Below are 5,166 nucleotides of genomic sequence, written 5' to 3'. Positions count from 1 at the left end.
GCACCTGCGCCTGCGCCTGCGCCTGCACCTGCACCTGCGCCTGCACCTGCGCCTGCGCCTGCGCCTGCCCAGGCCACCACCTGGAAGAGCGTGAAGTTCGGCGGTGGCGGCTACGTCACCGGCCTCGTCTTCCATCCGACCGCCGCCAACCTGCGCTACGCGCGCACCGACGTCGGCGGCGCCTACCGCTGGAGCGAGGCGACGACGTCCTGGGTGCCCATCACCGACGGCCTGGGCTTCGGCGGCGGCGAGGACCGGTTCCACGGCATCGAAAGCATCGCCGTCGATCCGAACAACGACAAGCTCGTCTACCTGGCCGCCGGCATGTACACCTTCGGGGGCGACGGCCGCCTGTACATCTCCAGCGACCGTGGTGACCACTGGACTCACGTCGGCCTGCCCTTTCCCCTGGCGGGCAACAGCCCCGGCCGGGCCATCGGCGAACGCCTGACGGTCGACCCCAACAAGCCSTCGACGMTGTTCTACGGCWCGCGCACGGCYGGCCTGTGGAAGAGCRCSGACTCGGGCCTCACCTGGGCCCAGGTCACGTCGCTGTCGAGYGCCARGTTGACCCAGGACCAGGTCAATRYCTTGRGCRTSRRCAGCGCGATGGGCGTCGAGMYGGTSGTSYWCGACACCGGCACCAAGGGCAGCGGSTCRGCCACGCAGACGATCTACGCGSCCATCGCSCCGGACTACGTCMRSACRGCRGGCCTGGSCTCGAACCTGTACAAGTCCAGCAACGGCGGCGCYTCGTGGACCCCGGTCTCGGTCCCGATCTCCGGCTATCACATCCCGCACATGGTGCGCGCCGCAGACGGCATGTTCTATGTGGCCTTCACCAAGGAGACCGGCCCGGGCGCCGGTGGTCCCGCCCGTCTCTACAAGTTCGACGGCAGCAACTGGACCTTGCTCGACAGCAACGACTCCGCAGGCTACGGCGGCGTGTCCGTCTCCGGCACCGGCTCGACCACGCGCATCGCGCTGGGTGTGACCAACACCTGGGGCAGCTTCAGCGGCCAGCAAATCATCCGGCTGTCCGACGATGCCGGCCGCAACTGGCGCGAGATCGCTGCCACCATGCCGCATACGCCGGCCGATGCGCCCTTCTGGGGCTGGCCCGACGACATCGAGATCGATCCTGCCAACCGGGATCACATCCTGTACGGACATGGCGGCGGCGTCTGGGAAACCCGCAACGCGTCCTCGGCCACGCCGAGCTGGAACGAGCTGAACGACGGCATCGAGGAGACTGCCGTCCTGGGCCTGGCCACGCCGCCGGCCGGCGCCACGTACCCCGTGATCAACAGTACGGGCGACATCGGCACCTGGGTGCACACCAACCTCGCGACCAAGCCGACGCTGACGCCGGCCACCAGCTGGAGCAACGGCTTTGCCGCCGACATGGCGTGGTCGGACCCGCAGTACATGGCCACCATCGGCGTCGTCCTGGGCAACAGCACCAGCTACGGCGTGTGGTCCGGCGACGGCGGCAAGACCTGGGCGAAGTTCGCCACCTACCCGCCGGGCGCCGCGGACAACAAGGGTGGGGAAGCGAGCATCGCGGTCACCGCGCGCAACAGGGCGGTCTGGGCGCCGGGCTACTCGGTGCCGACCTACACCACGGACAACGGCGCCACCTGGGTGCCGACCAATCTGCCGGCGATCAACAGCATCTTCCCCCGCGCCTACCACCTGGTCGCAGATCGCAAGAACCCAAACAAGGTCTATGCCTACGATTCCGGCGCCCATTGGTGGGGCACGCCGGGCAAGGTCTACGTGTCGACGGATGGCGGCCACACGTTCACGCTGAGCCAGGGCTCGGTGGCCGCGGGGCTGGCCCCCGGCTACTTCTCGAACAATTCGCTCGCGGTCAACCCCAACTCCGAGGGCGACCTTTGGCTGGCCGACGGCAACGCCGTGTACCGTTCGGTGGATTCGGGAGCGACCTGGACGAAGCTGAGCCAGTTTGCGTCGATCCTGGGCAGCAACCCGTGGCCCGACGTGCAGGGCGCCACCCTGGTGGCATTGGGCAAGGCCAAGCCCGGCGCTGCGTACTCGGCAGCGGTCTACGTGGTGGGCGCGGCGAAGGGCGTGTGGGGGGTGTACCGCTCCGACGACGCCGGCGTGACCTGGACTCGCTTCAACGACGACGCTCACCAGTTCGGCGGCATGGGCGTCATGGCGGCCGACCAGAACGTCTATGGCCGGATCTACGTCAGCGGCACCGGCAGGGGCTTGCTGTACAGCAATTGAATCCCGTCCACTTCATCCCTGCATCGCTCATGAATCTGCCCTTACGAAATGACCGCTCACATGTTCAACACCGCCAACTTCGCCCGCGCGCTGCTCCTGTTGACCTCCGCCGTACTCATCTCTTGCAGCGATGAGCAAAACGCGAGCGAGGATTTGGCGGAAAGCGGCGGCTCCGCGGGAGGCGGAGGCTCACAGCAGGTTCGTGCCATGAAGCACCCGGGTACGCCGCTCACCCTCTCGGATCTCCAGACGCTCAAGGCGTATGTCGATCAGGGCAAGGAGCCGTGGACGTCCGCTTTCAATCAGTTGGCAAACAGTCCCACGTCCAGGCTCAGCTACGCAGGGCATGGTGGCCCGTTCGCGAAGGTGAGCCGCGCGCCCGACGAGAATCTCTGGGCCTGGCGCAACGACATGATGGCCATTTGGGATCTCTCCCGGATGTGGTATTTCACTCGGGACGAGCGATACGCGGTGAATGCGCGCAAGTTGCTGCTTGGGTGGGCCACCACCCAAGTCGAGTTCTCGGGTCGCGAGTCGATGCTCGACTTGGGCGATTACGCTTTCCAGTTCGTGGGCGGCGCGGACATCCTGCGAAGCACTTGGCCGGGCTGGAAGGAGGCCGACACGGCGACCGTCAAGAAATACTTCAAGAACGTCCTGATGCCGGCGGCGAATCCCTACGGCGATAGCTCGTACGGGGCCGCCAACAAGGGTGCACTCGCCCTCGTCGCCAGCGGACTGATGGCGATCTACAACGACGACCGCGAGACATTGGACAAGGTCGTCTACCAGACCCGCACCCTCGCCCATATCGGACTGCGAAACTCCAACGACATCGGCATGCTCGGCGACTACCTTCGCGACCAGGGGCACTCCCATGGGCAGCTCAAGTCACTGACCATGCTCGCCGAAGCGCTCTGGAGCCAGGGCATCGACATCTATTCCGACCTTGACGACCGCCTGCTGGCAGCGGGTGAGTATTTCGCGAGGGTGAACGAGCTCGTCCCGACGACAGCCCTTCCTTTCGGCACGACTGATCGCTACTACATCACCGACGTCACCGGGCACGGCTGGAACGGCGCCAATGGCGGAAACGTCGCGCTCACTCAGCTCTATGGCGCCTACGTCCTGCGCAAGGGCCTCCAGGCCCCCTTCATCGCTCAGAGACGCGGCTGGATGCCCGTGGACGGCACCAGCTTCATGTTCCTCAAGGACGCCGACAACACGAAGGCGACGCCGCCGTCGGTGCTGCCCATTCCTTCGACCACCTCGATCACCGCGGGGTTCAGCAATGCGGACATCGGAGGCGCCTCCCCGGCGGGCGTGTCCACCTACGCCAACGGCAAATGGACGATCCAGGGTGCGGGCAACGATATCTTGTGGGGCACGCAAGACGGCTGCCACTTCACCTACAAGGCCATCACCGGCAACAGCGCCATCATCGCGAAAGTCGAGTCGGTCCAGAACACCAGTCCGGCCGCAAAGGCGGGCGTGATGATGCGAACAAGCCTGGAACCAGGCGCTCCCCGCGCCTGGATGGCCGTCGCCAGCCGAGGCAACGCCGAACAGAACATGCAGAAACTCGCGGTGTATGGTGGCTCGAACTATGGGACCAAGGCCTTCGACATCGCCAGCTCCACGCCCTCGTACTGGGTGAAGCTCGAGCGCGTCGGGAACATCATCACCGGCTACGTGTCTCCCGACGGCACCAATTGGGCGGCCACCGATGTCGGCCGCATCGACGCGCCCGTTCCCGACACGATCTATGTCGGCCTGGTTGTCTCCTCGGTTGCCAAGGGCCTGAACACCTCCACCTTCAGCAACGTCCAGATCACCGGCGGCGACGGTGGTGCGCCGAGCATCATCCCCGCGGCGCCGGCCATGCTGCTGGCCTCGCCGGGYGATGGCGCGGTGCCGCTGCGCTGGCAGGCATCCTTCGGCGCGACCAGCTACACGGTCAGGCGCGYGACATCCATCGACGGCCAATACGCGACCGTCGCGTCGGGCGTCACAGGCAGCAGCTACACGGACAAGTCGGTGACCAATGGCGTGACCTACTACTACACGGTCACGGCGAGCAATTCCGCCGGAACGAGCGGTAGTTCTCCTGCGGACAGCGCCACACCGGCTCATCCGATGGTGAACGTCGCCACCGGTGGCACCGCGAGCGACAGCACGAACACGAGTGGCGCCATGAGTGCCTTCGACCAGAACACGGCGTCGGGATGGTTCTACAAGGGCACGACCGGCTGGCTGCAATATGACCTCGGCCACACGGAACGCGTCCAGCGCTATGCGATCACCAGCGCCGGCGGCCTGGTCCCGCGCGATCCGAAGGACTGGCAGCTCCAGGGCTCCAGCGATGGATCCACCTGGACCACGCTCGACACGCAAAGCAACCATGCGTTTGCCCAACGCTTCGAGCTGCAGACCTACGCGATCGCGAATCCCAGCTTCTATCGCTACTACCGGCTCAACGTCACAGCCAACAATGGCGACAGCGTCTTCACGGATCTTGGCGAATTCGGGCTGCTCGTTTCCAAGCCGCGGTGATTGCACGGCAGGCGGAGTTTCCGGCGCGCTTCCAGCTCATCGCGGCCATGAACCCGTGCCCGTGTGGCCACCGCGGCAGCACCTTGCGTGCCGGACTGGCCCTCGGGACAGCGAAGACGTGCCGCGGCGATCGGTGAATCAGCCCATGAAGCCGAGGTTGCGCACGCTCGCATCGAAGTTCGCGAGGTTCGGGAAGACCGTCAGCGCATCGGTGTCCGACACGCCGAACCAGCGTGCCAGCGTCGCGCCGAGCTGATCGACGGAGGTGCTGGGGAGCAGGCTGCCGTTGCCGATCTGGTTCGGGCTGCTGTCGAAGTCGTTGTTGTTCGCGTTCTTCGCGCCCAGCACCGGGAGGGA

The 5,166-nt window shown here is 66.1% G+C and carries 2 protein-coding genes and 2 pseudogenes; 3 read left to right on the top strand and 1 reads right to left on the bottom strand.

The window, feature by feature from the left end; translation table 11 throughout:
* Positions 1 to 90: 90 nt before the first annotated feature.
* The 3 genes and pseudogenes from AC1D01_RS19995 to AC1D01_RS19985 all read left to right on the top strand — a co-directional run.
* Positions 91 to 2,256 carry a beta propeller repeat protein gene (locus AC1D01_RS19995; protein ID WP_477869331.1) on the top strand — a complete coding sequence of 722 codons (2,166 nt, stop codon included), beginning with the start codon at positions 91 to 93 and terminating at the stop codon, positions 2,254 to 2,256.
* 60 nt (positions 2,257 to 2,316) lie between these two features.
* Positions 2,317 to 4,809 (top strand): discoidin domain-containing protein, encoded by a 2,493-nt coding sequence (locus AC1D01_RS19990; RefSeq protein ID WP_477869329.1) that lies wholly within the window; start codon positions 2,317 to 2,319, stop codon positions 4,807 to 4,809.
* A gap of 2 nt (positions 4,810 to 4,811) precedes the next feature.
* Positions 4,812 to 4,901: pseudogene (locus tag AC1D01_RS19985) on the top strand (ATP-binding protein); the annotation flags it as partial.
* Positions 4,902 to 4,947: 46 nt separating this feature from the next.
* Here the strand turns inward: AC1D01_RS19985 and AC1D01_RS19980 are convergent.
* Positions 4,948 to 5,166: pseudogene (locus AC1D01_RS19980) on the bottom strand (hypothetical protein); the annotation flags it as partial.

The sequence above is a fragment of the Rhizobacter sp. P3_B12 genome, assembly GCF_056402895.1.
Note: the sequence above shows the minus strand (reverse complement) of the source record. Positions and strands in the feature narration are given on the sequence as shown.